Here is a 26117-nt window from a genome sequence, read left to right on the forward strand (position 1 = left end):
CCAAGAGGAACTGTCATCATGAATGCGATTACCAGACTGGGAAGCTTCACGATAACGCCGCTGCAGCCAACCATCGGGGCCGAGATCGGCGGGCTCGACCTGCGCGCGCCGATCACGGACGAGGTCCGGGACGCGCTGAAACAGGCGCTTCTGCGCCACAAGGTCCTGTTTTTCCGTGACCAGATCATCGACACCCATCAGCAGGCCGCGTTCGCGAACCGGTTCGGACCGCTCTATACCCATCCCAGCACGCATCGCTCGCCCGCAATTCCTTCGGCACATGCGATTTCAGCCGAGGAATTCAAAACCTACGCCGCCGATTACGACACGCGGCGTCAGGGCTGGGACGCCTATCATACCGATACGAGCTGGCGCCTGGTGCCGACCTGGGGCGCGGTCCTGCGCGCGGTCAATTTGCCGGAACAGGGGGGCGACACGATCTGGGTCGACGGCGCACGCGCGCTTGAAACATTGCCCGACGACGCCCGGGCACGACTGGAAGGCCTTCACGTCACGCATGATTTCGGCAGTTCGCTGAAGCGGGCAGGCCACGAATACCCGATCGTGGCGCACCCCGCGATCCGCACCCATCGCGAGACGGGGCAGAAGATCCTGTGGGTGAATTTCTCGCTGCGCCCGACGCTGATCGGTCTCGATATCGCGGAAAGCCGCGAATTGCTGACGATCGTCAGCGACCAGTATCGCCGGCCGGAAAACCAGGTGCGCTTCTCGTGGCGCCCCGGCTCGCTCGCCTTCTGGGACAATCGTGCCGCCGTCCATTACGCCGTACGCAATTACGGGGATTTTCCGCGCCTGCTCGAACGGATCCTGATCGCGGACGAACCGCTTTACGCGGATCTCTGACGCCATGGCGGGGACGTGACCATGATACGCGGACACGTCGCCTGCCATTTTCCACTTCAGGGATGATGCTCTCAAGTCTTGAGCAATCCCAAACCATCATATGAATTATATTTTCGCGACATGCGCCCTGTCTCCATAGTTAGGTTCCACGCCAGGACGTCAGGGTGGAGAAACGCAACATGCCCGTGGAATTCATCGGCTATCTGACTGGCCGCAACCAGTCCGAAACCATTCCCGGCACCGGGCCGGTGGTCGATCCCGACTATATCGCGACGACCGCCAGGGTGCATGAGGATGCCGGCTTCGACCGCGTACTGACGGCCTTTCATTCCAATTCCCCCGACAGCATCCTGATCGCCCAGCACGCGGCGTCGGTGACGCGGCGGCTCGGCCTGCTGGTGGCCCATCGGCCCGGCTTCGTGGCGCCGACCCTCGCCGCGCGGCAGTTCGCCACACTCGATCAGATCACGCGCGGACGCGTCGCCATCCACATCATCACCGGGGGGAACGATATCGAGCTCCAGGCCGACGGCGATCACACGACCAAGGTCGAGCGTTATGCCCGAACCGACGAATATCTCGATATCGTCCGCAAGGAGTGGGTCAGCCAGAGGCCGTTCGACCATCAGGGACAATTCTACCGCGTCCATGGCGCGCAATCGCAAATCCATCCCTATCGGCCGACCGGGATTCCGATCTATTTCGGCGGCGTCTCCGACGAGGCCATCCGCGTCGCGGGACGCCATGCGGACGCCTATGCGCTGTGGGGCGAGACTTATGACGAGGTCGCGAAGCTGATCGCCCGCGTCAGTGCCGCCGCAGCCGGAAATGGGCGCCCGGCGCCGCGCTTCTCGCTCTCGCTGCGGCCGATCCTTGCCGACACCGAAGACGCGGCGTGGGACCGGGCCCGGCAGATCCGCGCGCGCATCGTCGCCTTGCAGGGCGACGCGGTCCAGCCCGATGCGTCGGCCGCGCTCGATACGGCAGGCGCGCGTCCCTCCGCCCGGACCCTGCCGACGAACGAGGGCTCGCGCCGGCTGCAAAGACTGGTCGCGCGCGGCGAACGGCTGGACACGCGCCTCTGGACCGGCGTTGCCGCCGTGACCGGAGGCCGCTGGAACTCCACCTCCCTGGTGGGCACGCCGGACCAGGTGGCCCAGGCGATGGACGCATATTATCGGCTCGGCATCACGACGTTCCTGATTCGCGGATTCGACCCGATCAGCGACGCCGTGGCCTACGGCCGGGACCTGATCCCGCGCGTGCGCGCCCTCGCCGCCGCCGGGGACGCGGCCCGGGGCGCGACCACGATCAATCCGCACGCCGCATGATCCCTGTCGGCCGGCGACGGCTCATCCAGGCCCTGGCGGCCGTCGCCTCGCCGATCCCGTCACGGGCATGGGCGGCAGGCGGCGTGCAGCCCGTTGCCATCAGCTACCAGCGCTCGTCGGCGGTGATGCTGGCGCTTCAGGCCAATCCCGACCTTGCCACGAAATTCGGCGCGTCGATGGCCCGCGTCGGCCTCGTGCCGCACTGGTATCAGTTTACGCATTTCCAGGATGCGATGATCAGCGACAGCATCCAGATCCAGGGCGATTCCGCCGACGCCGTCCCGATCTTCGCCCAGGCGGCGCATGCGCCCCTGACCTATCTCGCGCAGGAAAGTCCTTCCCCCACGGCCGAGGCGCTGATCGTCCACGCGACGGACGGGATCGATACGATTGCAGGCCTGCGCGGAAAGCGCATCGCCGTCGCGCGCGGGTCGGGATGCCATTACCTGCTCGTGCGTGTGCTGCGCGATGCCGGGCTGACGCCGGGCGACGTGCATATCTCCTTCCTGGAACCACCCCAGGCCGCTGCGGCGTTCGCGCAGAAATCCGTCGACGGCTGGGCCATCTGGGATCCGTTCCTCGCGGTGACGCAGGCCCGTATTCCCGTGCGCGTGCTCTGCGACGGGCGCGGCGTGACCGAGTACTATCGGTTCTACATGATCGACAACGCCTTCGCGCTCGCCCATCCTGAAGCCGCCGACATCATGTACACAGCCCTGCGCGAGGCGTCGGACTGGCTCCGCGCCCATCCCGATGACGGCGCCCGCCTGCTTTCGCCCGCGTGGGGCAATATGCCGCAGGACATCGTCCGCACCATCACCAGCCGCCGCAGCCTGCATGTCGAGGCGATTACGCCGGCCGCACTCGCCGCTCAGCAGCGCATCGCCGATGCATTCACGACGCTGGGGCTGGTTCCCGGGCGGGTGGATATCAGCGCGATGCCGGTATGGCGCGCACCATGACGCACCCGCAGAACTTTCGTGCGGGCGATCCGGAACCGGCCGCCGCCCACGTCGCTCTGACCGACGCGGCGCTGGCCGAACTGCGCGATCTTGCCCGCCGCCCGCACGCACGACCCGACCTGCCGGCCTGCCGGGCGACCATGGCACGGATACGGCGCCTTCTGCACGAAGGCCCCGGATTTGCCGTCCTCGGCACGCTCCCCCTCGACGGGATGACGCAGGACGCGGCCCGCGGACTGTTCCAGCGTCTCGCCACCATGGTGGCCCGGCCCGTCGCGCAGAAATTCACCGGCACCGCGATCTATGACGTGCACGACACCGGGCGCCATGCCCTGCCCGGCAGCGGCGTGCGGCCGGACCAGACCAACATCGAACTCAGCATCCATAACGACAACGCCTACAACACGACACTGCCCGAGATCGTTGTTCTGCTGTGCCTGCGTCCCGCCGCCCGGGAAGAGGAAGGCTGGAACCGAGTCCTGAGCTTCGCGGCCCTGCACGAAGTTCTGGCCGCGCGGTTCCCCGCGTTGCTGCCGCGCCTGTATCGCCCCTTTCCCTTCGACCGGCAGCGCGAACATGCGCCGGACGAGTCCCCGATCCTGCACGCGCCGATTTTCGCACGCGAGGACGGGCGCCTGGTCACCCGGATGGGCCTGCATCAGATACGCTCGGGCTACGTGATGACCGGCGAGACCATGAGCACGGAGACGCAGGCGGCACTCTCGGCGGTCACGCAAACACTCGCTGACCCATCGCTGGCCGTCGATCTGCGCCTGCGGGCGGGCGAGATGCTGTTCATCGCCAATCGCGCGATCGGGCACAGCCGCACCGGCTTCATCGACCCGCCGGACCGGGACCGAAAACGGCTGATGGTCCGCCTCTGGCTGCGCGACAGCGGATCGATAGCCTACGCGGGATAGAGCCCTGCCAGGCGGGAGCGCCCGCTTCCGGGGCAGGATGGCATTTCGCGCCGCGATCGCCAGTCCTCGCTGCGCCGCGGCCGGGGCCTCCCATCGACACCCGGAGGCACGCCCTTGCTGGCCGAGACCGGACTGAACGACTTTCCCTGTCGGGTGACGTTCGGCGCATTCAGTTCCGGCAACCTGATCGTCCAGGCAGGCGCCGGCTGGGGTGCCGGGGGTATGTATGGGACGCAGTTTCACCTGATTCCCTCTCTCCTGTCAGGTGAACATTATTCACACCATTATTTTTCGTGATTTAATTGTATCCCACGATCTTCACGGGCAAAGTTCCTGTCACCGACCGACAAAGAGTGTACTTGCCATGACCCCTGCCGCCCGCACCCCGTTCCGTCGCATCCTGGGCACTCTTGCCCTTCTGTGCCTCCCGCTTCTTTCGACGAGCGGCGCATCAGCCGCCCGGGCGGATGACGAACTGGTGGTCGCGGACCAGAAGGGGCAGCAGAAGGCGTTGCTGGAGGCCGCCGGGGCCGACCGGGACCTGCCCTATCGCATTCGCTGGGTCGAGTTCGAGGCCGCCGCTCCGCTGCTGCAGGCGCTGGGGGCCGGGGCGGTCGATACCGGCATCGCGGGCGACGGGCCATTCCTGTTCGCCTGGGGCGCGGGCCTGCCGGTCAAGGCCGCCCAGCTGATCCCGCCGCGCGGGGGCGGCCGGGCCACGGCGGTGGTGGTGTCGGCGGGATCGGCGATCCGCGGCCTGTCCGACCTGTCGGGCAGGCGGGTCGCGACCGGGCGCGGGTCCATCGGCCACCTGCTCCTGCTGCGCCTGATCCAGACGGGGGCGATCCCGGCGCCGGCACCGCGAATCGTATTCCTGGCCCCGGCCCAGGCCAAGGCGGCGCTGGATAGCGGCGGCATCGACGCCTGGTCGACGTGGGAACCCTATGTCTCGCTGGAAACGGTGCAGAATCACGGACACGTCCTGGCCGATGGCGCGGGCCTCATGCCGAACAACAGCTTCTTCGTCGCGACCGACGCCGCGCTGGCGCACAAGCACGCCGAACTGGCCGATTTCTATCGCCGCGTCGCCCGGGCCTATGCGTGGGGCGGCGGGCACCAGCAGGATTATGCCGCGCTTCTGGCGCGCCAGACCGGCCTGCCGCAGGCAGTCGCACAGGCGGTGGCGCAGAAGCTGATCGCCACCCCCGCCGCCATCGACGACACGGTCGTGCAGGCCGAGCGGACCACGCTGCAGACATACCGCTCGGCCGGCTTCCTGTCCTCGGCCGGCCCGTTCGAGACGGCGTTCGACCGAAGCTTCACCCAGCCATGAGGGGGCGCTCCCCGTCATGCCGCCGGCGTGCGGCCCCGGATTGAATTCATGAATTGCCTGTCGTTCGAACCCGCTCCACAATCCACGACCGTTCGCAGGTCAAAGGCAAATGAAAGAGCCGATCATGAGCGGTCTTCCCTTGCAGGCCGGGCGCACGGCATTCGGTGGCAATCCGGACAGCTATGAGGCCGCACGCCCGCCCTACCCGGACGCCGTGTACGCGGCCCTGCGGGAACGATGCGTGATCGACGGCTCGCGCGTGTTCGAAATCGGGGCCGGGACGGGAAAAGCGACGTTTCCGATTCTGGTCGATCGGCCGGCACGGTTGACAGCCATCGAACCCGATCCGCGCCTCGCCACGCATCTCGGCAATCTGGCCGACCGGAACTGGCCGATGCTGGAAATCGTGGCACATCCCTGGGAAGACGCGGTCCTGCCCGATAATGGCTATGATTTCGGCTTCGCGGCGACGGCCTTTCACTGGCTGCCTCAGGCACAAGCCTTGCGGAAGGTCTTTCAGACCCTCAGGTCCGGCGGCTGGTGGGCCGCCTGGTGGAACGTCTTCGGGGATCCGGACACGCCCGATGCATTCCATCAGCGCGTGGCCCCCCTGTTTCGAGGCCTGCGGAATTCGCCGGCATGGGAACCGGGACGGCGACCGTTCGCGCTCGATATCGATGCTCGGGTCGCCGATCTGAAACTGGCCGGCTTCGAACAGCCTGTCGTGGATATTCTGCGCTGGACAATCAGCATGGACGCCGGCCAGGTCCGGGCGCTGGCGGCAACATTTTCGGAAGTGGTGAACGCGGAGGCGCCCGCACGGCAGAAGCTGCTGAACGCACTGGCCTCGGCGGTCGACGACGAGTTCGGCGGCCGGGTCGACAGAAACTTCGTCACGCCTTTGTACATGGCCCGCAGACCCGGCGGCTGATGCCGCCGGGTCGATGACGGCATCCGGGCAGCCTGCGCCTTTCCCTCATCATGTTTCCCCGGCAGGCCCGTGCCTCACTCCAGCACGGAAAATCCGTGCGTTCCGTCGCGTTCCAGCTGCGCAACCAGGCCGAACTCCCAGTCCAGATACGCCTGCATGGCAGCGGCGGCATTGTCCGTACCCTCGTACGGACGCTTGTAGACATCCTCAGGACGCGAGAGCGCGCGCCCCGCGTCCAGGCCGGTTTCCAGCGCCTGGCCGGCCGCCTGCCATGCCGCCGTGCCGCCCTCCAGCACCCGCACGGACAGCCCCGCGCGCGCAAGCTCCGGCGCCGCCAGGCGGGCGGCGAGCCCGTCGGGCGAGGTCAGCACGATATCCGCCCCCTCCAGGCGCGGATGCCCGGGCAGGTCGGGACGTATGGCGAACACGGCCCCCGGCACATGCCCCTTGCGGAAAGCCGGGCTGGCGGCAAGGTCGATCACCAGCGGCCCGCCCCCCGCCGCGCGTTCCGCAAGCAGCCCGGCCACGGACACAGGCTCGGACTCCGGCAGCGGGCCGGCCAGCAGCAGGGGCTCCGGACCGGTCGCACGCGGCAGGTCCGCCCAGTCGTCCAGCACATAGACCTCCCGCCAGCCGAGCTGCCGCAGCCAGTGGCCGGTCATGCGGGCACGCACGCCGTCATCGTCGGTCAGCACGATGGTGCCGTGGCGCACGCCGATCCACTCGTCGGTCGCCTGCACCAGCTGGCCGCCCGGCGCCGAACGGAAGTCCGCGAGATGCCCGGCCGCGTATTCCTCGGGCGCGCGGACGTCGAGCCGATAGACCGTCCGGCCCGGATCGGCCTGGAACGCCGACAGCGCCGCCGGTCCGATCAACCGCACGCCGGTGCGCCGCGCCAGCGTCGCCGCCGCGTCGCGGGCCCGCGCCACGTTCGCGTGGGTGGGCGCCTCCCCGACCCGCGTCGCGCCATGGTCCAGTTCCAGTCCCGCCAGGGTCCAGCCGATGGTGCCGTTGCGCAGCGCGAAGACGGGGTTGGGAATGCCGGCATTGACCAGCGACTGCGCGCCGATGATCGATCGGGTGCGGCCGGCGCAGTTCACCACCACGGTGGTGGCGGCCGACGGCACGATGTCGCGCACCCGCAGGGCCAGCTCCCCGCCCGGCACGGACTGCCCGCCGGGGATGGACATGACGTGGTATTCGCTGAAGCGCCGCGCGTCGAGAATCACCAGGTCGTCGCCGCGCGCGATCCGCGCCTGCAGCTCCGGCGCCGGCAGCGACGGCGTGCGGCGGACATGCTCGACCAGTTCGCCGAACGCCTTGGACGGCACGTTGACGTCGATGAAGATCTCGCCGCCCGACGCGCGCCAGCCGGCCAACCCGCCTTCCAGCACGCTGACATTGCCGTAGCCGAGTGCCGCGAAGACCGGCAGCGCACGCGCAACCCGGCCCTCCCCGTCGTCATAGAGCACGACCGGCGCGTCGCGGCGCGGGACCAGGCCCGCGATCCGTTCCTCGATCCGTCCCAGGGGCAGGTTGACGGCGAACAGCGGATGGGCCGCCGCGAACGGCCCCTCCTCGCGCAGGTCCAGCAGCGCGATCTCATCCCCCGCGCGCAGAAGGCGCCGCACGTCCTCGGAGGATGTGAGTGCGACGGGCCGCTCCGTCATGGCGTTCATACTGCCTCCGCCCGCTTCGAGCGGTCCCAGAGATTCGGCACATCCTCGCTGGAATAGCCGGAAATGAAGGATTTCTCGATCCCCGTGACCGGATCGTAGGTGGCGCGCGACACGCCGCCGATATTGTCGCCATAGACATGGATCGAAATCGACGTCTCGTCGGCCAGCGCGTTGGCGACCAGGTGATAATCGTTCACGCCCGGGGCCAGGAACGCGACATCGCCGGGATCCAGCACGCTGGTCTCGCCGGCATGGAAGCTGCCGTCGGCCGCCCGCGTGAACTGGGTCTCGCTCTCGCGCCCGCGCAGCATGCCGATCAGGCCCCAGACGCGATGGTCGTGCAGCGGCGTCTTCTGCCCCGGCCCCCAGACGAAACTGACGACCGAGAAGCGCTCCAGCGGATCGCAATGCAGCAGGTACTGGCTGTATCGTTCCGGGTTCGGGCGGGTAAGGGGCTCGGGCAGCCATCCGTCGTGCGCGACCAGGTCCCGCAGCAGCACGGCCCCTTCCCGCTGGATGGCGTCCGGCGGCAGGCCGCGTTCGTGCAGGCGGGTGAAGCGGACGACGAAATCCCGCAGCGGTGCAATCGATGTCATGTCATTCAATCCAGAAGGTCGGGTTCCAGGGCCACGATCGAATCCCACAGCGGCTGGAACGAGAAATAGCCGCCCTGGTGGGTGCCCACCTGGCCGGCGGTCAGGCGCGCCACGTCGGGCGCGATCAGTTTCAGCGGGCCGGCCGCCTGCGCCAGCAGCTGGGCATGCGCCGCATTGTCCATGCTGATGAACCACCAGGCGGCGGCCTCGATCGTCGGCCCGACCGTCAGCAACCCGTGATTCTGCAGGATCAGCGCCTTGCGCTGCCCCAGCGTCGCGGCCAGGCGCTCGCCCTCGCTCTCATCCAGCACGACGCCGCCATACGGGTCGAACACCACATGGTCCTCGTAGAAGGCGCAGGAATCCTGCGTGATCGGCAGCAGTCCGGTTCCCAGTGCCGAGAACGCCTTGCCGTAGGTCGAATGGGTATGGGCCGCGGCAACGACATCGGGGCGCGCCCGGTGCAGGGCCGAATGGATCGTGAAGCCGGCCGTGTTGATCGGCCGATCCCCGACCAGGATCGTGCCGTCATGATCGACGAGTTGAAGGTCGGAGACCCTGATTCGCGAGAAATGAACGGCCAGGGGATTGATCCAGTACCGATCCGGAAATTCGGGATCACGCACGGTGACGTGCCCGGCCAGGCCCTGGTCGAAACCATAGCGCGCGAACAGCCGGAACGTCGCAGCCAGGCGCTGCTTGCGATGCAGCCGCTCCTCTTCGAACGATGCGGCCGGCGGCCGGGGTTCCAGGCAGCGCTCCCGCGCCCGTGTCGAATCCCCTGCCGGCGCAACGGACGGCGCAATGGCATTCATGCCGACAGTCCCCTTTCCTCGAAATCAGCAGCCGCATGCGGCATCCAGCGCGGCCCCGCTCCGCAGTCCGGCGGTGGCCGGTCCGGGGCGTCCGTCCGGCTGCGCGACGGGCAGGTCAGCAGGATATCGGCGCCATCGACGGCCCGGGGCGCCCCCGCCTTCCGGGCGCCGAACGGCGCCGGCACGGGGCGAGGCCAGGCGCCGGGCCGGTTGACGGCGACAAGGGCGCGCGACGCAACGTCCGGCATGGCCCGGCCCTCAGGCCGCCGCGGTTCGCACGCGGGCCTCCTCCGCCGCGACCAGGGCGCGCACGCGGGGGATCAGGTCGCGCCCATAGACATGGGCGTCGAGCAGCGGGTCGAAGCCCCGGATCAGGAAGGTGGTGATGCCGATGCGATAATAATCCAGCAGCGCCTCCGCCACCTGGTCCGGCGTGCCGACCAGCGAGGTCGAATTGCCCCGGGCCCCGGTCAGCGCCGCAAGGCCCGTCCACAGCCGCTTGTCCAGACGTGCCCCCCGGTCGGCCGCTTCCAGCAGCCGGCGCGATCCCTCGTTGGGGATCTCGGCGGGGCGGGCGAAGCCGGTCTTTTCCTGCAGCGCCCGGGCGGTGTCCAGGATCGCGTCGGCCCTGGCCCAGGCCGCGTCCTCGGTCTCGGCCAGGATCGGGCGCAGCGACAGCGAGAAGCGCGGCGTGCGGCCGTGCCGCGCGGCGGCCGCGCGCACCCGCGCCACCGTCTCGCCGACCTGCTCATAGGTTTCGCCCCACAGCGCATACACGTCGGCATGCTTGCCCGCGACCGCGATCGCTTCCTCGGACGATCCGCCGAAATAGACCGGAATCCCCGCCTCGCGGTACGGATGGACCAGCGAATGGGCGCCCCGGGCGTCATAGAACCGTCCCGTGTAATCGAAGGGAGCCCGGCTGCTCCATTCGGCCCGGACGATATCCAGGTACTCGCTGGTCCGCGCATAGCGCTCGGCCTTGGTGGTATGGTCGCCATCGGCCTGCAGCTCGACGTCGCTGCCGCCGGTAATCACATGCAGGGCGACCCGCCCGCGCGTCAGGTGATCCAGCGTCGCGAACTGGCGCGCCGCGATGGTGGGGGCGTTGAAGCCGGGCCGATGGGCGATCAGCAGCCCCAGGTCCCGCGTGACCGACGCCGCATGCTGGGCCAGCAGGATGCTTTCGGGTGAATTCGAATGAAAGGCGATCAGCGTCCGGTCGAAACCGCCATTCTCATGGATCTTCGCCGAGGCCTCAACATGGTTCAGGTCGATGACCGGGCCGGTGGGCGGGATGGTCTCCGACTGGTTGCGGCTGCCGATAAAGCCGATGAATTCCACGGGCATCCCTGGGTCTCCGAACGCTTATTTCACTATTTATTGTGGTATATATCACAATTTAACACTTGCGGTTCCGGGGAAAACAAGACAAAAATAATCATATAACGATTTAGGTTCGTTAATATAAATGTTTCCAGTTCTCATTGGCCGGAGCTCCGCCGTCGTGTCCCAATCGTCCTCCCCCGGCCTGCCGCAGAGAATGGCCCGGAACGTGCCGACGGAGCTGCTGCGCTCGTTCGTGGCCATCGTCGAGGCCGGGTCCATGGCCCAGGCCACGGAAACGATCTTCCTGACCCAGTCGGCCCTCAGCCTGCAGATGAAGCGGCTGGAGGACGTGCTGCAGCAAAAGCTGTTCCGCCGCGACGGCCGGCGGCTCCTGCTCAGCGCGGCGGGCGAGGAACTGGTCGCCTATGCCCGCCAGCTGCTCGCCCTGAACGACCGGATCGTCCAGAGCCTGGGCCAGGACCAGGATCACGACCCCATCACCGTCGGCATGGTCCAGGACTTCGCGGACACGATCCTGCCCGACGTCCTGGGGCGTTTCCGGCTGGAACATCCGCGCGCCCGGCTGATCGTGCGCGTCGGCGGCTCGGCGGAACTGCTCGAGATGTTCGACCGCGCGCGCCTGGACCTGGTCCTGTGCCTGGGCCAGCACGGCGACAGGCCCGACGCGACATGGAAGACTGTCGGCGCCGACCGGATGGTCTGGCTGGGCGACCCGGCGAACACCGAGCGCAGCGAACTCCCGCTGGTCCTCCTGGAACCGCCCTGCCGCTTTCGCGACGCCGCCCTGCGGGTGCTGGCGCAGGAACGGCGGGACTATCGCATCGTGCTGGAAACCCCGAACCTGCCCGCCATGCGCGCGGGCGTCCGGGGGGGACTGGGCGTCAGCTGCCGCACCCGGCGCTTCGCCATGGCGGAGGGCCTGCCGATCATCGCCCAGGACGCGCTGCCCGAGGTACCGGAAATCGAGACCATTCTGGTACGCCGCAACGGATTGCCCGACATCGCGCAGGACCTCGGCGACCTGCTGGCCCAGGCCGCCGAAGGTCATTGAGGAACGCCAAGGTGATGCTTGAGTGAAACTCCTTGGTCGAAACAGGGACTTCTCTTTCATACTTCGGGCCTCGACCTTCTTCGGGAACGCCCAGCATGAGCAACGAACACACGACGACCGGCCCGTCCCTGCGCGCGCGCTTCCAGGCGCTGGACGACGAACGCAGGCGGTCATGGGCGCCGGAGGCTCTGGCCATCAACGTCGGCCAGCGCGCCCTCCTGGTGCGCGAGCACGGCCGGCAGCCGCATGTCGGCGTGGGCGACGTGCTGCCCGCGGCCACGCTGGCCGGCCTGGACGGGCGACCGGTGGCCCTCGACGCGCTGGTCGCGGACGGACCGGCCGTCCTGGTCTTCTTCCGCTTCGCGACCTGTCCCGCCTGCAACATCGCGCTGCCCTACTATCGCGATACCCTGTGGCCCCGGCTGGCGGAGGCAGGAATTCCGCTGGCCGCCATCTCGCCGCAGCCCGCGGCGTCCCTGTCCGAAATCGCGACGCGCCACGACCTGCCCTTCCCCGTTCTGTCCGACACCAACCTGGCGCTGTCGCGCGCGCTGGGCCTGACCTACGTCTTCGACACGCCGTCGCGCCAGGCGGCCGAGGCGAAGGGCGGCACGAGCCAGGCCCTGAACGGCACCGCCGCGTGGGAACTGCCCAAGCCGGCGGTCATCGTGATCGCGCCGGGCCGCGTGGTGCGGTTCGCCGATATCTCCCCCGACTGGATGGACCGGACCGACACATCGGCGATCCTGGCCGCCCTCGGCCTGTCCCGCGAGGAGACGGCCCCCCATGTTCCGGAAAAGGAACGGCACCATGCCGCCTGACGCCCTGCCGGACCTGCGGCCGCCGCAGGTCGCGCCCGACCTGTTCCGCGACGCGATGAGCCGCCTGGGCGCCCCCGTCACCCTGGTCACCACCGACGGCCCGGCGGGGCGGCACGGCCTGACGGCCTCGGCCGTGACCAGCGTCAGCGACGCGCCGCCGACGGTGCTGGTCTGCCTGAACCGGACCAACCGGTCCCACGAGGCCTTTCTCGGCAACGGCGTGCTGGGTATCAGCCTGCTCGCCGGCGGCCACCAGGACGTCGCGACCAGCTTCGCCAGCAGCCGGCGCAGCAGCCAGGAGAAATTCGCGACGGGCACATGGCGCACGGACATCACCGGCGCGCCCCTGTTCGATGACGCACTCGCCACGCTCGACTGCACCATCGCCGCCATCCATGCCGCCGGCAGCCACGACGTCGTGTTCTGCACGGTCGCCGCCATCCGCATCCATCAGGCGGGCGGCCCAGGGCTGGCATGGTTCGACCGCCGCTTTCACCAGCTTCCGGCGGGGGCATAGATGACGGAAGGCGTTCCTCCCTGAAGAAGGACAAAGAAAACTCCTGATAAATTCAATGAATATCATGCCGAACGCATTCGATCCCCCTGAACGGATCAAAGTCTTTTTGCTTCTTTTCCTTCAGAAAAAGAAGCGGCCTTCCCCTCCCCCCAATCACTCTCCAGGCCTGTCAGGGTAACACGATGTCCCACGCTCCCCGCCTCTCCCGCCGCACGGCGCTCGCCTCCGCCGCGGGCCTCGCCCTTCCGCTGATCGGCGCGCGGCGCGGCGCCGAAGCGGCCGACGACATGGCCGGGATGAACTGCGCGAGCGCGGCCACCGGCGCGATCACGCCGCTGCCCGGCCCGCCCCGCAAGCTGACCATCGCATGGAACCAGAATGCGGTCTGCACGGCGGCGGTGCCGGTCGCGAAGGCCAAGGGATTCTTCGCGCAGCACAATCTCGACATCGATTATGTGAATTTCGCCGGCGCCACCGACCAGCTGCTCGAAGCCATCTCGACCGGCAGGGCCGACGGCGCGCCCGGCATGGCGCTGCGCTGGCTCAAGCCGCTGCAGCAGGGATTCGACGTGAAGCTGGTGGCCGGCCTGCATGCGGGCTGCATGTATATGCTCGCCCCGCCCGGGGGCGCCGTCACGCAGCTCTCCGACGTGCGCGGCAAGACGGTGGGCGTGACCGACATGGGCGGTCCCGACCGGAATTTCTTCGCCATCCGCCTGAAGGAAATCGGCATCGACCCGGAATCCGACGTGCAATGGCGGCAATATCCCGCCGACCTGCTGCCGCTGGCCCTGCAGCGCGGCGAGGTCCAGGCGATCACCGATGGCGATCCGTACGCCTATCTGCAGAAACGCCAGTTCGGCCTGGTCGAGATCGACAGCAACATGCGCGGCGACTGGGCACATGTCGCCTGCTGCGTGATCGGACTCCGCGGCGCCCTGATCCGGAACGAGCCCCCGGTCGCCGTCGCGGTCACGCGCGCCATCCTGGATGCCGGCGCGTGGCTGGCCTGCAACCCCGACGAGGCCGGCCGCATCTTCCAGCCCTACGCGCCCAGGGCGACGGCCGGGGACATCGCCGCCATGATCCGCGTCGAGGGCCACCACCACCAGACGCGGGCCGGAAATTTCCGTGACGAGATCGCGCTGTACGCGAACGCCCTGAAGGATATCGGCGTATTCCGTCCCTCCTTCGACACCGCCCGCTATGCCACGCGCGTCACGCAGGACCTGTTCGCGGCATGAGCGGCGCCGAGACGACACAGGCGATCGGACCTGCCGAGGCAGGGCGGACGCACGCGCCGGCCACGCCGCGTCGCGCGACGCGCGCGCTCCGGCATATTGTCCTGCCATGGGCCGCCGGTCCGGCATGGTTCGTCGCGTCCCTGCTCACCTGGCGCGTGCCGGACGCCGACGATTTTCCGGACACGAACGAACTGGCCGCCCTGTTCGCCGGTATCGGCGTGGCGCTGCTGGCGGCGGCGGCCCTGCGCCGGCTGTCGGCGCGCGCACCGTGGATGATCGCGCTGGGCCTGGGCCTCGCGACCTGGGAAGTCGCGCAGGCCAAGCTGCTGCTGCTGCCGCGCCCGTTCTTCGGAACGCCGCAGGACCTGCTGGACGTTTTTCTGACCGACTGGAAACGGCTGGGCGACAGCCTGCTGCATTCGCTGGGCCTGCTGGCGGTGGGCTACACGGTCGGTTCCACGCTGGGCATCGCCACCGGCGTCGGGCTCGGCCGGTCGCGGCACTTCCGCTACTGGGTGCTGCCCGTCGTCCGCCTGGTCGGCCCGCTGCCGCCGGTGGCCCTGCTGCCGCTGGCCTTCGTGCTGTTCCCCTCCAACTGGCTGGCCAGCGAGGCCCTGATGGCGCTTGCCTCCGGCTTTCCCGTCACCATCCTGACCTGGTCGGGCGTGGCGGCGGTCGATCCCGCCTATTACGACGTCGCCCGCACCATGGGCGCGCGAAACCGCTTCCTGGTCCTGCGCGTGGCCCTGCCGGCGGCGTCGCCGCAGATCTTCGTCGGGCTGTTCATGGGGCTGGGCATGTCGTTCGCGATGCTGGTGATCGCCGAGATGCTGGGCGTGAAATCCGGCCTGGGCTTCTACATGCAATGGGCCCAGGGCTGGGCGGCCTATCCCGACATGTATGCCGCGCTGCTGGTCATGTCGGCAATGTGCACCGGCCTGATCACCATCCTGTTCCGGGTGCGCGACCGGCTTCTCGGCTGGCAGAAGGACGGGCTGAAATGGTGATCGCCCCGACCGCCCCTGCGGAACGCGCGGCGCCGCTCGGCATCCGGCTGTGCGGCATCCACCACGGCTATCGGATCGGCGGCGTCTTCACGCCGGTGATCGGGGATGTCAGCCTGGACATCGCCCCGGGCGAGTTCGTGGCGTTGCTGGGCCCCTCGGGCTGCGGCAAATCGACCCTGCTGCGCCTGGTCGCGGGGCTGGAACCACCGCATGCCGGCCAGGTCCTGGCCGACGGCGCGCCCGTCACCGGCCCCGGTCCCGACCGGATCGTGATGTTCCAGGACCCGACGCTGTACCCCTGGCGCACCGTGCGCGCCAACGTGGCACTCAGCCGGGACATCGCGGGCCGGCGCGACGACGCGGCCGTCGACGCGGCGATCGGAATGGTGGGGCTGAAGGGTTTCGAACGCGCCTGGCCGCACCAGCTTTCCGGCGGAATGGCGCAACGCGCGGCCCTGGCCCGGGCGCTGGTCAACGACCCGAGGCTGCTGATCCTGGACGAACCACTGGGCAAGCTGGACAGCCTGACGCGGCTGACGATGCAGACGGAATTGCTGCGCCTGTGGCAGAAGCGCGGCTTCACCGTCATCATGGTCACGCATGACGTCGAGGAAGCGCTGCTGCTGGCCACCCGCGTGGTGACGTTCAGGCCGCGCCCGGCCGGCGTGATCTCGGACATGTCGATCGACCTGCCCTACCCCCGCCATCGCGACAATCCGCGCCTGCTCGCCCTGCGCCGGGAAATCCTGGTTCGCCTGGGCCATAGCGAGGACTGGTAATCGCACCGCCGCCGGTGCGAGAGAAGGACCGGATCACGGCAGGATCGCCCGACGCAGGCATGCCGCGCCGATCCGCGCTGTGCACGGCCGGGAAATTCCGATGGCCTGTCGTTGGGGGAACCATCAACCTTCATTCGCCGCCGGTCGGCGATCCCCCGCAAGCCGGTCGGATAACCAAGGCCGGTCAGATAATATAATCGGCGGAGGGCAGGCTCTGGTCCATGGTCAGCGACGGCAGTCCCTCGTGCCGGTCGCCGACCGGGCGCGCCGGGTTGCCCGCGACCGTGGTGAACGGAGCAACCGGCCGGAGCACGATGGAACCGGCCCCGACCCTGGCCCCTTCGCCGATTTCGATATTGCCCAGGACCTTGGCGCCGGTGCCGATCAGGGCCCCCCGCCGAACCTTCGGATGCCGGTCGCCCGCTTCCCGGCCCGTACCGCCCAGGGTCACGTTCTGCAGCAGGGCCACGTCATCCTCGATCACCGCGGTTTCACCCACGACGATGCCCGTGCCATGACCGAACAGAATCCGCTGCCCCAGCCGCGCCGCGGGATGGATGTCCACCGCGAACAGCTCCGACGCACGGCTCTGGATATAGTGCGCCAGCGGCCGGCGGTTCTCCTGCCACAGCCAGTGCGCCACGCGATAGGACTGGATGGCCTGGAATCCCTTGAAGAACAGGAACGGCGTCACATGGTCCGTCGCGGCAGGATCGCGCTCGCGAAGGGCGCGCAGATCGGCCGCCGCCGCATCGACGGCCCGGGGCCGCGCCCGCTGGAAATCGCGAACGAGCCCAAGGATGGCGGCTTTGCGGATCAGGTCGCCGCCGAGCTTGCGCGACAGCAGGAACCCCAGCGCCGTCGCGAAATCCGGCTGATCGAGAATGGAGGGGCGGAGAAGATCCTTCAGGATCTCGTCGCGATGTGAAAGCGCCTGCGCACGCATCGTCTCCCACAGGGTCACCGTCGGGGAGGACGCATGCCGCCCCGCCCGCACGCCTGGCGGCTCCGGTTGCGCCTGATCGAGATAGGCGCGCAAACTCGTGACCTGTCCAGCCATGTCTCTTTCCAGCTTCGGTCTCCGACGATGCCGGGGGGATGCGCCGGACAGGCCGTCCCCCCTTCCCCTCGCTCAGTATCCGAGGTCGGCGCCCGCCGGTGCCGCGGCCGGCTTCGGCTCCGGCTTTTCGGTGACCAGCACCTCGGTCGTGATCAGCAGGCTGGCGACCGAGGCCGCATCCTGCAGGGCCGTGCGCACGACCTTGGTCGGGTCGATGATTCCCGCCGCCACCAGGTCCTTGTATTCGCCGATCTGCGCGTCGAAGCCGAAATTGTAGTCGGCGTTCTCCAGCACCTTCCCGGCGACGACGGCGCCGTCTTCCCCGGCATTCTCCGCAATCTGCCGCAGCGGCGCCTGCAACGCCTTGCGCACGATGTCGCCACCGATGCGCTGGTCCTCATTATGGAAATGCAGCCGCGTCACGATCTCCGTCGCGCGCGCCAGCGCGGTGCCGCCGCCGGGGACGATGCCTTCCTCGACGGCCGCCCGCGTGGCGTTCAGCGCATCGTCGACGCGATCCTTGCGCTCCTTCACCTCGATTTCGGTGGAACCGCCGACCCGGATGATGGCCACACCGCCCGCCAGCTTCGCCAGGCGCTCCTGCAGCTTCTCGCGATCGTAGTCCGACGTGGTTTCCTCGATCTGCGCGCGGATCTGCGCGACGCGACCCTTGATGGAACCGGCATCGCCTTCGCCGTCGACGACGGTCGTGTTGTCCTTGTCGATGACGACGCGCCGCGCCTGGCCAAGCTGCGACAGGGTCACGCTTTCCAGCTTGATGCCCAGGTCGTCGCTGATGACCTCGCCCCCGGTCAGGATCGCGATATCCTCCAGGATGGCCTTGCGCCGGTCGCCGAAGCCCGGCGCCTTGACGGCGGCGATCTTCAGGCCGCCGCGCAGCTTGTTCACCACCAGGGTCGCCAGGGCCTCGCCCTCGACATCCTCGGCAATGATCAGCAGCGGGCGCCCGGATTTGACGATCCCCTCCAGCAGCGGCAGAAGCGGCTGCAGCGACGACAGCTTCTTCTCATGGATCAGGATGTAGGGATTTTCCAGATCCGCGATCAGCTTCTCGCTGTTCGTCACGAAATAGGGCGAGATATAGCCCCGGTCGAACTGCAGGCCCTCGACCACGTCCAGTTCGGTCTCGAAGCCCTTGGCTTCCTCGACCGTGATCACGCCGTCCTTGCCGACCTTCTGCACGGCATCGGAAATTATGCGGCCGATTTCCGCCTCGCCGTTGGCGGAGATGGTCGCCACCTGGGCGGTCTCTTCCTTGGTCGCGATCGAGCGCGTGCGTGCCCGCAATTCCTCGATCACCGCTGTCGTCGCATGGTCGATTCCACGCTTGACGTCCTGCGGATTGAACCCGGCGGCGACGGCCTTCAGCCCCTCGCGCACGATGGACTGCGCCAGGACGGTCGCGGTCGTCGTCCCGTCGCCCGCCAGATCGTTGGTCTTGCTCGCAACCTCACGCAGAAGCTGCGCCCCCAGATTCTCGAATTTGTCCGACAGCTCGATTTCCTTGGCGACCGAGACACCATCCTTGGTGATCCGCGGCGCGCCGAAGCTCTTGTCGATGACGACATTGCGGCCCTTCGGACCCAGCGTCACCTTGACCGCGTCGGCAAGCGTATCGATCCCCGAAAGCAGGCGTGCCCGCGCATCGCCCGCGAATTTGACGTCCTTGCTGGCCATTGAAATCTACCCCGATCCTGACGTGAGCCGATCGTGCGACGATGCTCACGAAAACGACAAAAGAAGGAATGCGCGATCGGACCTGCCCGATCGCAGCGCTAGCGTGCGCCGACGATACCGAACAGGTCGGCTTCCTTGGCGATCAGCAGGTCCTCGCCACCGATCCTGACTTCGGTACCGGACCATTTTCCGAACAGGACATGGTCGCCCTCGCGCACCTCCAGCGGCACGACCTGCCCACGCTCGTCCCGCGCGCCGGGCCCGACCGCCACGACCACGGCCTCGACCGGCTTTTCCTGGGCGGTGTCGGGAATGATGATGCCGCCGGCCGTCTTCTCGGCCGGGGTGATGCGCCGCAGGACCACACGGTCATGCAGGGGACGAAAATTGCTCATGTCATATGACCTTCTGGAATAATCGAATGTCCGGAACGGCAGATCATCGGAGCGGCCGGCCGCCCCCGCCCGACGCGCCGGCACCGGCGCGGGCGGTCCGAAACAGCCGCGCGACCTGACGCGTCAGGTCGTCACGCTCTCTCAAGATCCGGTTATGGAAAGCGCGAACGCTGTCATGCGTGGCATAGAAGCGCCGCGTCTCGTGGTCATCCTCCAGGATGACGGTTCCGACAAACGTGCCGTCGATTTCGACGATATGGGATTCAAGCATGGGTTTCCGCCTTTCCGATCCCGCGTCCGCAGGGTTCGGCCGGCAGTCGCCCCGCCGACATCTTATCCGCTATGCGCCGGCGCCCTGTGGCCGGCATGCGCCCTACATCGATCAACGCGGCACATTCGCGCGGTCGCCTGCCTCATGTGAACCACTCCGTCGGTCTCGCCCACTCATGGCGATCGAGTGGGATGATACAGGCCGGCCGCCACCGGTCAACACATAAACACCATTAAAACGTGTTATATTGCATATAACTATTAATTGAGTGCATTGAGACACCCCCTCCGTCACCCTGGCTTGGGGAGCACATTAAATAATTTATTTACAGTCACTTGATCAGGTTCCGGCCGATCTCTGGACCCAAGATGACGCCCCGGCCGAACGGATCGCCCCATGCCATACGGACCGCCCGACCCGCCTCGCACGTGCCGGACGCCTTCCATATAGACGATTTTTGTTAGTTATATGTTGAAAAGAACGATTATATGTCGTTATCCATAGGCCATGCGTGATCCGCGGGCATCACAGACAACAGGGAAATGCAGTCCGATGACCATCCATCTGGGGGAGACCGCTCCCGACTTCGAGCAGGAGACGACCTTCGGGCCGATCCGCTTTCATGACTGGCTGGGCGAGTCCTGGGGCATCCTGTTCAGCCACCCCAAGGATTTCACGCCGGTCTGCACGACGGAACTCGGCGCCGTCGCACGGCTGGCGCCCGAATGGGCGAAACGAAACACCAAGGTGATCGGCCTGTCCGTCGATCCGGTCGGCAGGCACAATGAATGGGAGGCCGATATCGCCGAGACCCAGGGTGCCGCGGTCAATTTCCCGATCATCGCGGATGCGGACGGAAAGGTTGCCGCCCTGTACGACATGATCCATCCGGCCGCCGACCCGAAGGTCACGGTCCGCACTGTCTTCATCATCGACCCCGGCAAGAAGGTCCGGCTGACGCTGACCTATCCGCCCTCGGCCGGACGGAATTTCGACGAGGTGCTCCGTGTCCTCGACAGTCTGCAACTGACCGACCGCCACAAGGTCACGACCCCGGCCGACTGGACGAACGGCGACGATGTCATCATCGCCCCGTCGGTCGGCGATGAACAGGCCCGCGCCCTGTTCCCGGAGGGGTGGAAAACCGTGCGGCCCTATCTGCGACTTGTCCGGCAACCCCGATAGCCCCTTCAGGACACAGGCAATGGCGCTCTTTCCTGGCTGGGCCGCGCCTGATTTCGCGGCCGAGACGACGGCGGGCCCGATCCGCTTCCGCGCGTGGCTCGATGGTGCCTGGGGCATCGTCATCACCCACCCGGACGACTACAGCCCGCAGACGCTCCGAAGCGGGATGGCCTGGGCCCGTTCGTGCACAAGACCGGTCAAGCTGCTTGGCCTCTCGTCCGCGGGGCGACACCTCGGGGCCGGGACCGCGAATCAGGCGGCCGCCCGGCCCGCCGAGGGCCCGGAATTTCCGACCATCCGGGGTGACGCCGGCGGCATCGCCGCCCTCTGGCGCGGCGTTCCCCCGGATGTCGGTCCGGCTGCCGCCCCCCTGGACGAACATGTGGTGTTCATCGTGGATCCGACAGGGATGATTCGGACGACCCTGTCCTATCCGCCTTCCGGCGATCGAAATTTCGCCGACATCATCCAGGTCGTGGAAGCCTTCGATACGGGCTGCCGCTCCGTGCGGCACAGGCACGCGGCTTAGGGACATAAACCGGAATGGATGGTCTCGCCTCCGCCCCCCTGCCCTCCGAAACCGGCATGCGCGACCAGGTTGACCGGGATATCGACGGCCTCTCGCCTTACGAGTTTCTATCGCCCTGGATCATCTACGGCCCTCTGGTGATCGTCTGGATCCTGCTCGGCCTGCGCTATCGGGATTTCGCCGTCGCGACGCTTGCCAATCCCCATATCCCGGCCGGCGGCCTCTGCGGGGAAAGCAAGGGGGACATTCTCGATCAGGTGGGCCGGGACGCCCGTGCCTGGATCGCGCCATGGCATGTCTTCACCAGCGGCAACGGCAGCGACATCCGCGCGCGCGAGGCGATGGATCGGCTGGGCCTGACCTTCCCCGTCGTGGTGAAGCCGGATATCGGCTGCAAGGGCGCGGGCGTGCGCCGTCTCGACGGGCCCGAGTCCCTGCGGGAAACCCTCGGCCTGTATCCCGACAATGTCGCCGTGATGATCCAGCATTTCATCCCCCATGTGGGGGAAGCCGGCATCTTCTACTCCCGCATCCCCGGGGAGGCGACCGGCCGTATCCTGTCCATGACGTTCAAGACGTCGCCTTCCGTCGTCGGCGACGGACTCTCGACCCTCCGCGAGCTGGTGCTGGCGCATCCCCGGACCGGCAGGGTGCCGCATGTCTATCTTCCCCGGCTGGCCGCGCAGCTGGATCATGTTCCAGAGGCCGGCCGGAGGATCCCGCTGGTGTTTACCGGAAACCATTCCAAGGGGTCCGCGTTCCGCGATGCCTCGCATCTCGTGACCCCGGAACTCACGCGCCGCATCGACGCAATCCTGCGCAGCATGCCCGACTTCCATCACGGTCGCGTGGACCTGCGCTTCGCGTCCGTCGCCGCCCTGCGGGAGGGACACGGATTCCAGATCATCGAGATCAACGGCATCGGTTCGGAACCGATCCATATGTGGGCCCCCGGCACCGCTCTCGCGGACATCTACCGCATACAGTTCCGCTTCTACGGCCGGGCATTCCGGATCGGCGACCTGATGCGACGGCGCGGCCATCGCAGCAGCGGCGCCTTCCACATGCTGCGGCTGTGGCGGCGGCAGTCCGCGCTGATCGCCAGCTACCCGCCAGGCCACTGACCACCATGAACGCTCTCGATACCGGAGGCACGCCGATGTCGACCGTCAATCACACGAACCGGATTTCGCCATGGCGCGGGGACAGGCCGGCCGGCCAGTCTTCCACCGGGACAGCGGACGCCGCCCCGGTCGTCGCCCCTTCGCTGATGACGCTCTCGGCTTTCGAGATCGTCATCGTGCCCGGCCTCTACGGCTCGGGTCCCGATCACTGGCAATCCCGCTGGGAGGCGTTCTTGCACCGGCAGGGGGTCACGGTGCGCAGGGTGGTCCAGCGCAACTGGGCGAATCCCACCTATCGGGCATGGGGCAACGGCTTGCGCCACGCCATGCGCGCCTGCCGGCGTCCGGCCATCCTCGTGGCGCACAGCCTCGGCGCCGTCCTGGTGGCGCGACGGGCCAGCGAACACCGTCTCGGGATCGCGGCCGGCGCCCTGCTGGTGGCCCCGGCCGATGTCGAACAACATGCCGGACCGGACGCGTGCCGTGTCGGCGGCTTTGCCCCGCTTCCCGTCACGCCGTTGCCATTTCCATCCCTCCTGATCGCCAGCCGGAACGACGAATGGCTGTCACCGGCCCGCGCCGATGCCCTGGCCGCGCGATGGGGGTCGACATTGGTCGATGCCGGTCGGATCGGACATATCGGCAGCGCATCGGACATCGGGCTCTGGCCCGACGGTCTGTCCGCCCTCCTGCAACTGGCCCGCTCCCTCCCGATACCCCGCGACGGCCCCTTCACCCCCATGGCTTCGCAATGACCGCCCTCCCGTCCCTGCGGCGACGCCCCTCCCGCATGCCGTCCACCCTGCCCAGCCAAGGATATCAACGACCCGGCTGAGGCGCGGACGGCTTCAGCCGTCGGGCGGCCACGCGCGCGGCGGTCCGGCAGACGCACAGCGCGGTTCTTCCCCCGACCCGCCTTGGCCCCGGCAGCCGTCCGGACTTCGACGGCAAAAATATGGAAACGAACAGTTTCATTCCTTTTCATTTTTTTCGCCGCCTCAGCCGGTCTAACAATTCTCCACCGGCAACGGTCCGGAGACGGTCGGCAAAGACCTTCTGCCGGCGCCCGAGCCTTGCGATGCGGTCCCGACATGGATTGCAGCGACCATCACAAGGCCCGGCCGGTGTTCCGATCCGCCTGGACAGGAGAGCAGCAGTGACCAAGGTTCTCGTTCTTTACTATTCCACCTACGGACACATCGAAACGATGGCCGAAGCCGTGGCGGACGGCGTGCGCGCCGCCGGTGCGCAGGCCGACATCAAGCGCGTGCCGGAAACCGTGCCGGAAGACATTGCCCGCGCCAATCATTTCAAGCTGGACCAGAACGCGCCGATCGCGACGCCGGCCGACCTCGAAGCCTATGACGCGATCATCGTCGGCACGCCCACGCGCTTCGGCCGCATGGCGTCGCAGATGGCCAGCTTCTGGGACCAGACCGGCGGATTGTGGTTCAGGGGCGCGCTGGTCGGCAAGGTGGGCGCGGCCTTCACCTCGACCGCGGTGCAGCATGGCGGCCAGGAAACGACGCTGTTCTCCGTCATCACCAACCTGCTGCATCATGGCCTGGTCATCTCCGGCCTGCCCTACAGCTACCAGGGGCAGATGCGCATGGACGAGATCACCGGCGGTGCGCCCTATGGCGCGACGACACTCGCCGGCACCGACGGATCGCGCGCCGTCAGCGCCAGCGAACAGGAGGGCGCCCGCTTCCTGGGCCAGCATGTGGCGCAGATCGCCGCCAGGCTTTCCACCTCCTCCGTGTGACCTCATCGTTCCAAGGATCATCGACATGTTTCGTTCGTTTCTGACCACGTCCGCCGCGGCGTCCGTCCTGCTCGCCGTCACCGCCGGCGCGGTCTCGGCCCAGGCCCCCACGCAGCCCGCCGATGTGCAGGGCGGCGCCTATCAGGTCGAACCCGGCCACACGCAGGTCGGCTTCTCGCTGCTGCATCTCGGCTTCAGCTATTACTCGGGCCTGTTCTCGAACGTATCCGGCTCGCTGACGCTGGATCCCAAAACCCCGTCCGCCTCGACCCTGAACGTCACGATCCCCATCGCATCCGTGCAGACCACCAGCGACAAGCTGACCGGTGAATTGAAGGGCGAGCAATGGTTCGACGCGGCCCGGTTCCCGAACGCCACCTTCACCTCGACGAAGGTCACCCCCATCGGCAAGGATCGCGCGACCGTCACGGGCAACCTGACGATCCACGGCGTCACCAGGCCTGAAACGCTGAAGGTGCGCTTCGTCGGTGCCGGCGTGAACCCGCTGGACAAGAAATACACCGTCGGCTTCGAGGCGAAGGCCACCATCAACCGCAGCGATTTCGGCGTGAAGATGTATGTCCCGTATGTCAGCGACGCCGTCGAGCTGCGCATCGCCGGCGCGTTCGAGCGTCAGGACTGAACCCGCCATGCCGGCCCGTCCCGACATGGCCGGCACGACCGGCCGCTACGATCCGGTCGCGATCGCCCTGCATTGGGTGATCGCCGCCGGGATCCTGACCCTGATCGGCATGGGCCTGGCCATGGACCATCTGTCCCTGCCGCCGATGCAGGTGTTCAGGCTCTACCAGCTGCACAAATCGATCGGCATCACGCTCATGCTGGCCATCGTGCTGCGCATCGGCTGGCGGCTGTGCCACAGGGCGCCCGCCCTGCCGGCCGCGATGCCCGACATCGAACGCAGGGCCGCGCACGGCACGCATGGGCTGCTGTACGGGTTGCAGGTGCTGCTGCCGCTCAGCGGATGGGCGCTGGTCTCGGCGTCGGTCTTCAACATCCCGACCGTTCTCTACGGCATCGTGCCGTGGCCGCATCTGCCGGTCCTGCCCACCCTGCATGACAAGGCCCCGGTCGAGGCCGCGCTGAAGACCCTGCACCACTGGGGCGCCTGGATCCTGACGGCAGTCATCGCCCTGCACGCCGCCGCCGCCCTGCGCCACCATTTCGTCCTGAAGGACGGCGTCCTGCGGCAGATGCTGCCCGCCCGCCGCCGCGCCGCCAAATCATCGCAACCTGCCTGACAGGATCTCCCTTCATGTCTCTCTCCACGCATCTGAAGGCCGCGATGCTCGGTGCGGTCCTGCTCGCCCCTGCCGCCCCGGCCCTTGCCGCCGACTGGACGATCGACCCGGCCCACAGCACCGTCGCCTTCACCGGCACGCAGACCGGCGCCAGGTTCACCGGCCATTTCAAAAGCTTCGGCGGCACGATCCGGTTCGACCCCGCCCATCCCGACGCGGGGCATGCCCTGGTCACGATCGACGTCGCCAGTGCCGCGACCGGCGACACGCAGCGCGACGAGGCCATGCCCGGCGTCGACTGGTTCAATGTCGCGGCCTTTCCCAGGGCGACATTCGAGGCCAAGGGATTCCAGTCGAAGGGCGGCAATGCCTACGAGGCCCACGGGACACTTACGATCCGCGGCGTCGGCCTGCCCGAAACCCTCCCCTTCACGCTCGATATCACCGGCACGACAGCCCATGCCCGGGGCCATCTCGACCTGGTCCGCTCGCCGTTCGGCATCGGCCAGGGCCCGTGGGCGAGCGGACAGTGGGTGGCGCTGGAGGTCGGCGTCGATATCGACATCACCGCGCATGCGGCCCCGTAGCATCCGCCGCGGGACACCCACCCGCCCCCATTTCCCCATCG

At 67.8% G+C, this 26117-nt stretch carries 30 protein-coding genes; 21 read left to right on the top strand and 9 right to left on the bottom strand.

The features are described from left to right. The first annotated feature begins 18 nt into the window (after positions 1-18). The 7 genes from HLH28_RS03140 (at position 19) to HLH28_RS03170 (ending at position 6341) form a co-directional block, all read left to right on the top strand. Entirely contained in the window at positions 19-864 is an 846-nt protein-coding gene (locus HLH28_RS03140; protein WP_182954369.1) for a TauD/TfdA dioxygenase family protein, read from the top strand. 179 nt (positions 865-1043) lie between these two features. Beyond that, the gene (locus HLH28_RS03145; protein ID WP_182954372.1) at positions 1044-2195 is read left to right on the top strand and encodes an LLM class flavin-dependent oxidoreductase; all 1152 of its coding nucleotides are present in this window, start codon (positions 1044-1046) and stop codon (positions 2193-2195) included. Then, positions 2192-3157 (top strand): ABC transporter substrate-binding protein, encoded by a 966-nt coding sequence (locus tag HLH28_RS03150; RefSeq protein WP_182954374.1) that lies wholly within the window; start codon positions 2192-2194, stop codon positions 3155-3157. The genes HLH28_RS03145 and HLH28_RS03150 overlap by 4 nt, the downstream gene beginning before the upstream one ends. After that, positions 3154-4077: a TauD/TfdA family dioxygenase gene (locus HLH28_RS03155; protein ID WP_182954377.1), complete on the top strand. Its 924-nt coding sequence runs from the start codon at positions 3154-3156 to the stop codon at positions 4075-4077. Before HLH28_RS03150 ends, HLH28_RS03155 begins: the two co-directional genes overlap by 4 nt. Positions 4078-4191: 114 nt before the next feature. Further along, positions 4192-4374 (top strand): hypothetical protein, encoded by a 183-nt coding sequence (locus HLH28_RS03160; protein ID WP_182954379.1) that lies wholly within the window; start codon positions 4192-4194, stop codon positions 4372-4374. A gap of 67 nt (positions 4375-4441) precedes the next feature. After that, a complete protein-coding gene (locus tag HLH28_RS03165) occupies positions 4442-5410 on the top strand; it encodes an ABC transporter substrate-binding protein (RefSeq protein WP_182954382.1) in 969 nt (322 codons plus the stop codon). A gap of 124 nt (positions 5411-5534) precedes the next feature. Then, positions 5535-6341: a class I SAM-dependent methyltransferase gene (locus tag HLH28_RS03170; RefSeq protein WP_182954384.1), complete on the top strand. Its 807-nt coding sequence runs from the start codon at positions 5535-5537 to the stop codon at positions 6339-6341. A gap of 74 nt (positions 6342-6415) precedes the next feature. Here HLH28_RS03170 and HLH28_RS03175 read toward each other — a convergent pair whose 3' ends face one another. Genes HLH28_RS03175 through HLH28_RS03195 form a run of 5 tightly spaced genes read right to left on the bottom strand, consistent with a single transcriptional unit; the run spans position 6416 to position 10781 of the window. After that, positions 6416-8011 (bottom strand): rhodanese-like domain-containing protein, encoded by a 1596-nt coding sequence (locus HLH28_RS03175; RefSeq protein ID WP_246395629.1) that lies wholly within the window; start codon positions 8009-8011, stop codon positions 6416-6418. A 5-nt stretch (positions 8012-8016) separates the two neighbouring features. Beyond that, positions 8017-8616 (bottom strand): cysteine dioxygenase family protein, encoded by a 600-nt coding sequence (locus HLH28_RS03180; RefSeq protein ID WP_182954391.1) that lies wholly within the window; start codon positions 8614-8616, stop codon positions 8017-8019. Between the two features lie 5 nt (positions 8617-8621). Continuing rightward, positions 8622-9431 carry a class II aldolase/adducin family protein gene (locus tag HLH28_RS03185; protein ID WP_182954394.1) on the bottom strand — a complete coding sequence of 270 codons (810 nt, stop codon included), beginning with the start codon at positions 9429-9431 and terminating at the stop codon, positions 8622-8624. After that, positions 9428-9679 (bottom strand): hypothetical protein, encoded by a 252-nt coding sequence (locus tag HLH28_RS03190; RefSeq protein ID WP_182954397.1) that lies wholly within the window; start codon positions 9677-9679, stop codon positions 9428-9430. The genes HLH28_RS03185 and HLH28_RS03190 overlap by 4 nt, the downstream gene beginning before the upstream one ends. Before the next feature lie 10 nt (positions 9680-9689). Next, complete coding sequence (locus HLH28_RS03195; RefSeq protein ID WP_182954400.1) at positions 9690-10781, bottom strand: LLM class flavin-dependent oxidoreductase; 1092 nt, start codon at positions 10779-10781, stop codon at positions 9690-9692. 157 nt (positions 10782-10938) lie between these two features. Here HLH28_RS03195 and HLH28_RS03200 point away from each other — a divergent pair, with 157 nt between their 5' ends. The 6 genes from HLH28_RS03200 (at position 10939) to HLH28_RS03225 (ending at position 16200) form a co-directional block, all read left to right on the top strand. Continuing rightward, positions 10939-11832, top strand: a complete 894-nt coding sequence (locus HLH28_RS03200; RefSeq protein WP_338029641.1) for a LysR substrate-binding domain-containing protein — start codon at positions 10939-10941, stop codon at positions 11830-11832. Positions 11833-11927: 95 nt separating this feature from the next. Then, positions 11928-12653, top strand: a complete 726-nt coding sequence (locus HLH28_RS03205) for a peroxiredoxin-like family protein (RefSeq protein WP_182954402.1) — start codon at positions 11928-11930, stop codon at positions 12651-12653. Further along, positions 12643-13170 carry a flavin reductase gene (locus HLH28_RS03210; protein WP_182954405.1) on the top strand — a complete coding sequence of 176 codons (528 nt, stop codon included), beginning with the start codon at positions 12643-12645 and terminating at the stop codon, positions 13168-13170. Before HLH28_RS03205 ends, HLH28_RS03210 begins: the two co-directional genes overlap by 11 nt. A 182-nt stretch (positions 13171-13352) precedes the next feature. Next, on the top strand, positions 13353-14414 hold the full coding sequence (locus HLH28_RS03215) for an ABC transporter substrate-binding protein (RefSeq protein ID WP_182954409.1): 1062 nt from the start codon (positions 13353-13355) through the stop codon (positions 14412-14414). Further along, positions 14411-15421: an ABC transporter permease gene (locus tag HLH28_RS03220; protein ID WP_182954412.1), complete on the top strand. Its 1011-nt coding sequence runs from the start codon at positions 14411-14413 to the stop codon at positions 15419-15421. Before HLH28_RS03215 ends, HLH28_RS03220 begins: the two co-directional genes overlap by 4 nt. After that, on the top strand, positions 15415-16200 hold the full coding sequence (locus HLH28_RS03225) for an ABC transporter ATP-binding protein (protein WP_182954414.1): 786 nt from the start codon (positions 15415-15417) through the stop codon (positions 16198-16200). Before HLH28_RS03220 ends, HLH28_RS03225 begins: the two co-directional genes overlap by 7 nt. Positions 16201-16384: 184 nt before the next feature. Here HLH28_RS03225 and cysE read toward each other — a convergent pair whose 3' ends face one another. The 4 genes from cysE to HLH28_RS03245 all read right to left on the bottom strand — a co-directional run bounded on the left by cysE (position 16385) and on the right by HLH28_RS03245 (position 19624). Further along, positions 16385-17146: a serine O-acetyltransferase gene (cysE, locus tag HLH28_RS03230; protein ID WP_182954909.1), complete on the bottom strand. Its 762-nt coding sequence runs from the start codon at positions 17144-17146 to the stop codon at positions 16385-16387. Between the two features lie 186 nt (positions 17147-17332). Continuing rightward, complete coding sequence (gene groL / locus HLH28_RS03235; RefSeq protein ID WP_182954417.1) at positions 17333-18958, bottom strand: chaperonin GroEL; 1626 nt, start codon at positions 18956-18958, stop codon at positions 17333-17335. Between the two features lie 98 nt (positions 18959-19056). After that, positions 19057-19353: a co-chaperone GroES gene (locus HLH28_RS03240; protein ID WP_182954419.1), complete on the bottom strand. Its 297-nt coding sequence runs from the start codon at positions 19351-19353 to the stop codon at positions 19057-19059. A 43-nt stretch (positions 19354-19396) separates the two neighbouring features. Then, positions 19397-19624: a hypothetical protein gene (locus tag HLH28_RS03245; RefSeq protein ID WP_182954421.1), complete on the bottom strand. Its 228-nt coding sequence runs from the start codon at positions 19622-19624 to the stop codon at positions 19397-19399. Positions 19625-20176: 552 nt separating this feature from the next. On the opposite strand from HLH28_RS03245, the gene HLH28_RS03250 reads away from it, so the two are divergent. The 8 genes from HLH28_RS03250 (at position 20177) to HLH28_RS03285 (ending at position 26076) form a co-directional block, all read left to right on the top strand. Further along, positions 20177-20809 carry a peroxiredoxin gene (locus HLH28_RS03250; protein ID WP_182954423.1) on the top strand — a complete coding sequence of 211 codons (633 nt, stop codon included), beginning with the start codon at positions 20177-20179 and terminating at the stop codon, positions 20807-20809. Positions 20810-20828: 19 nt separating this feature from the next. Then, positions 20829-21338, top strand: coding sequence for a thioredoxin domain-containing protein (locus HLH28_RS03255; RefSeq protein ID WP_182954425.1), 510 nt, complete (start codon positions 20829-20831; stop codon positions 21336-21338). A 14-nt stretch (positions 21339-21352) separates the two neighbouring features. Continuing rightward, on the top strand, positions 21353-22462 hold the full coding sequence (locus HLH28_RS03260; RefSeq protein ID WP_246395630.1) for a D-alanine--D-alanine ligase: 1110 nt from the start codon (positions 21353-21355) through the stop codon (positions 22460-22462). 5 nt (positions 22463-22467) lie between these two features. Then, entirely contained in the window at positions 22468-23217 is a 750-nt protein-coding gene (locus HLH28_RS03265; RefSeq protein ID WP_246395631.1) for an RBBP9/YdeN family alpha/beta hydrolase, read from the top strand. Between the two features lie 401 nt (positions 23218-23618). After that, a complete protein-coding gene (wrbA, locus tag HLH28_RS03270; protein WP_182954426.1) occupies positions 23619-24227 on the top strand; it encodes an NAD(P)H:quinone oxidoreductase in 609 nt (202 codons plus the stop codon). A 25-nt stretch (positions 24228-24252) separates the two neighbouring features. Further along, positions 24253-24870: a YceI family protein gene (locus HLH28_RS03275; RefSeq protein ID WP_182954427.1), complete on the top strand. Its 618-nt coding sequence runs from the start codon at positions 24253-24255 to the stop codon at positions 24868-24870. A 7-nt stretch (positions 24871-24877) separates the two neighbouring features. Continuing rightward, positions 24878-25489 (top strand): cytochrome b, encoded by a 612-nt coding sequence (locus HLH28_RS03280; RefSeq protein ID WP_182954428.1) that lies wholly within the window; start codon positions 24878-24880, stop codon positions 25487-25489. A gap of 14 nt (positions 25490-25503) precedes the next feature. Continuing rightward, positions 25504-26076, top strand: a complete 573-nt coding sequence (locus HLH28_RS03285; RefSeq protein ID WP_182954429.1) for a YceI family protein — start codon at positions 25504-25506, stop codon at positions 26074-26076. Positions 26077-26117: the final 41 nt, after the last annotated feature.

The organism is Gluconacetobacter tumulisoli (genome assembly GCF_014174155.1).
Taxonomy (GTDB): domain Bacteria; phylum Pseudomonadota; class Alphaproteobacteria; order Acetobacterales; family Acetobacteraceae; genus Gluconacetobacter; species Gluconacetobacter tumulisoli.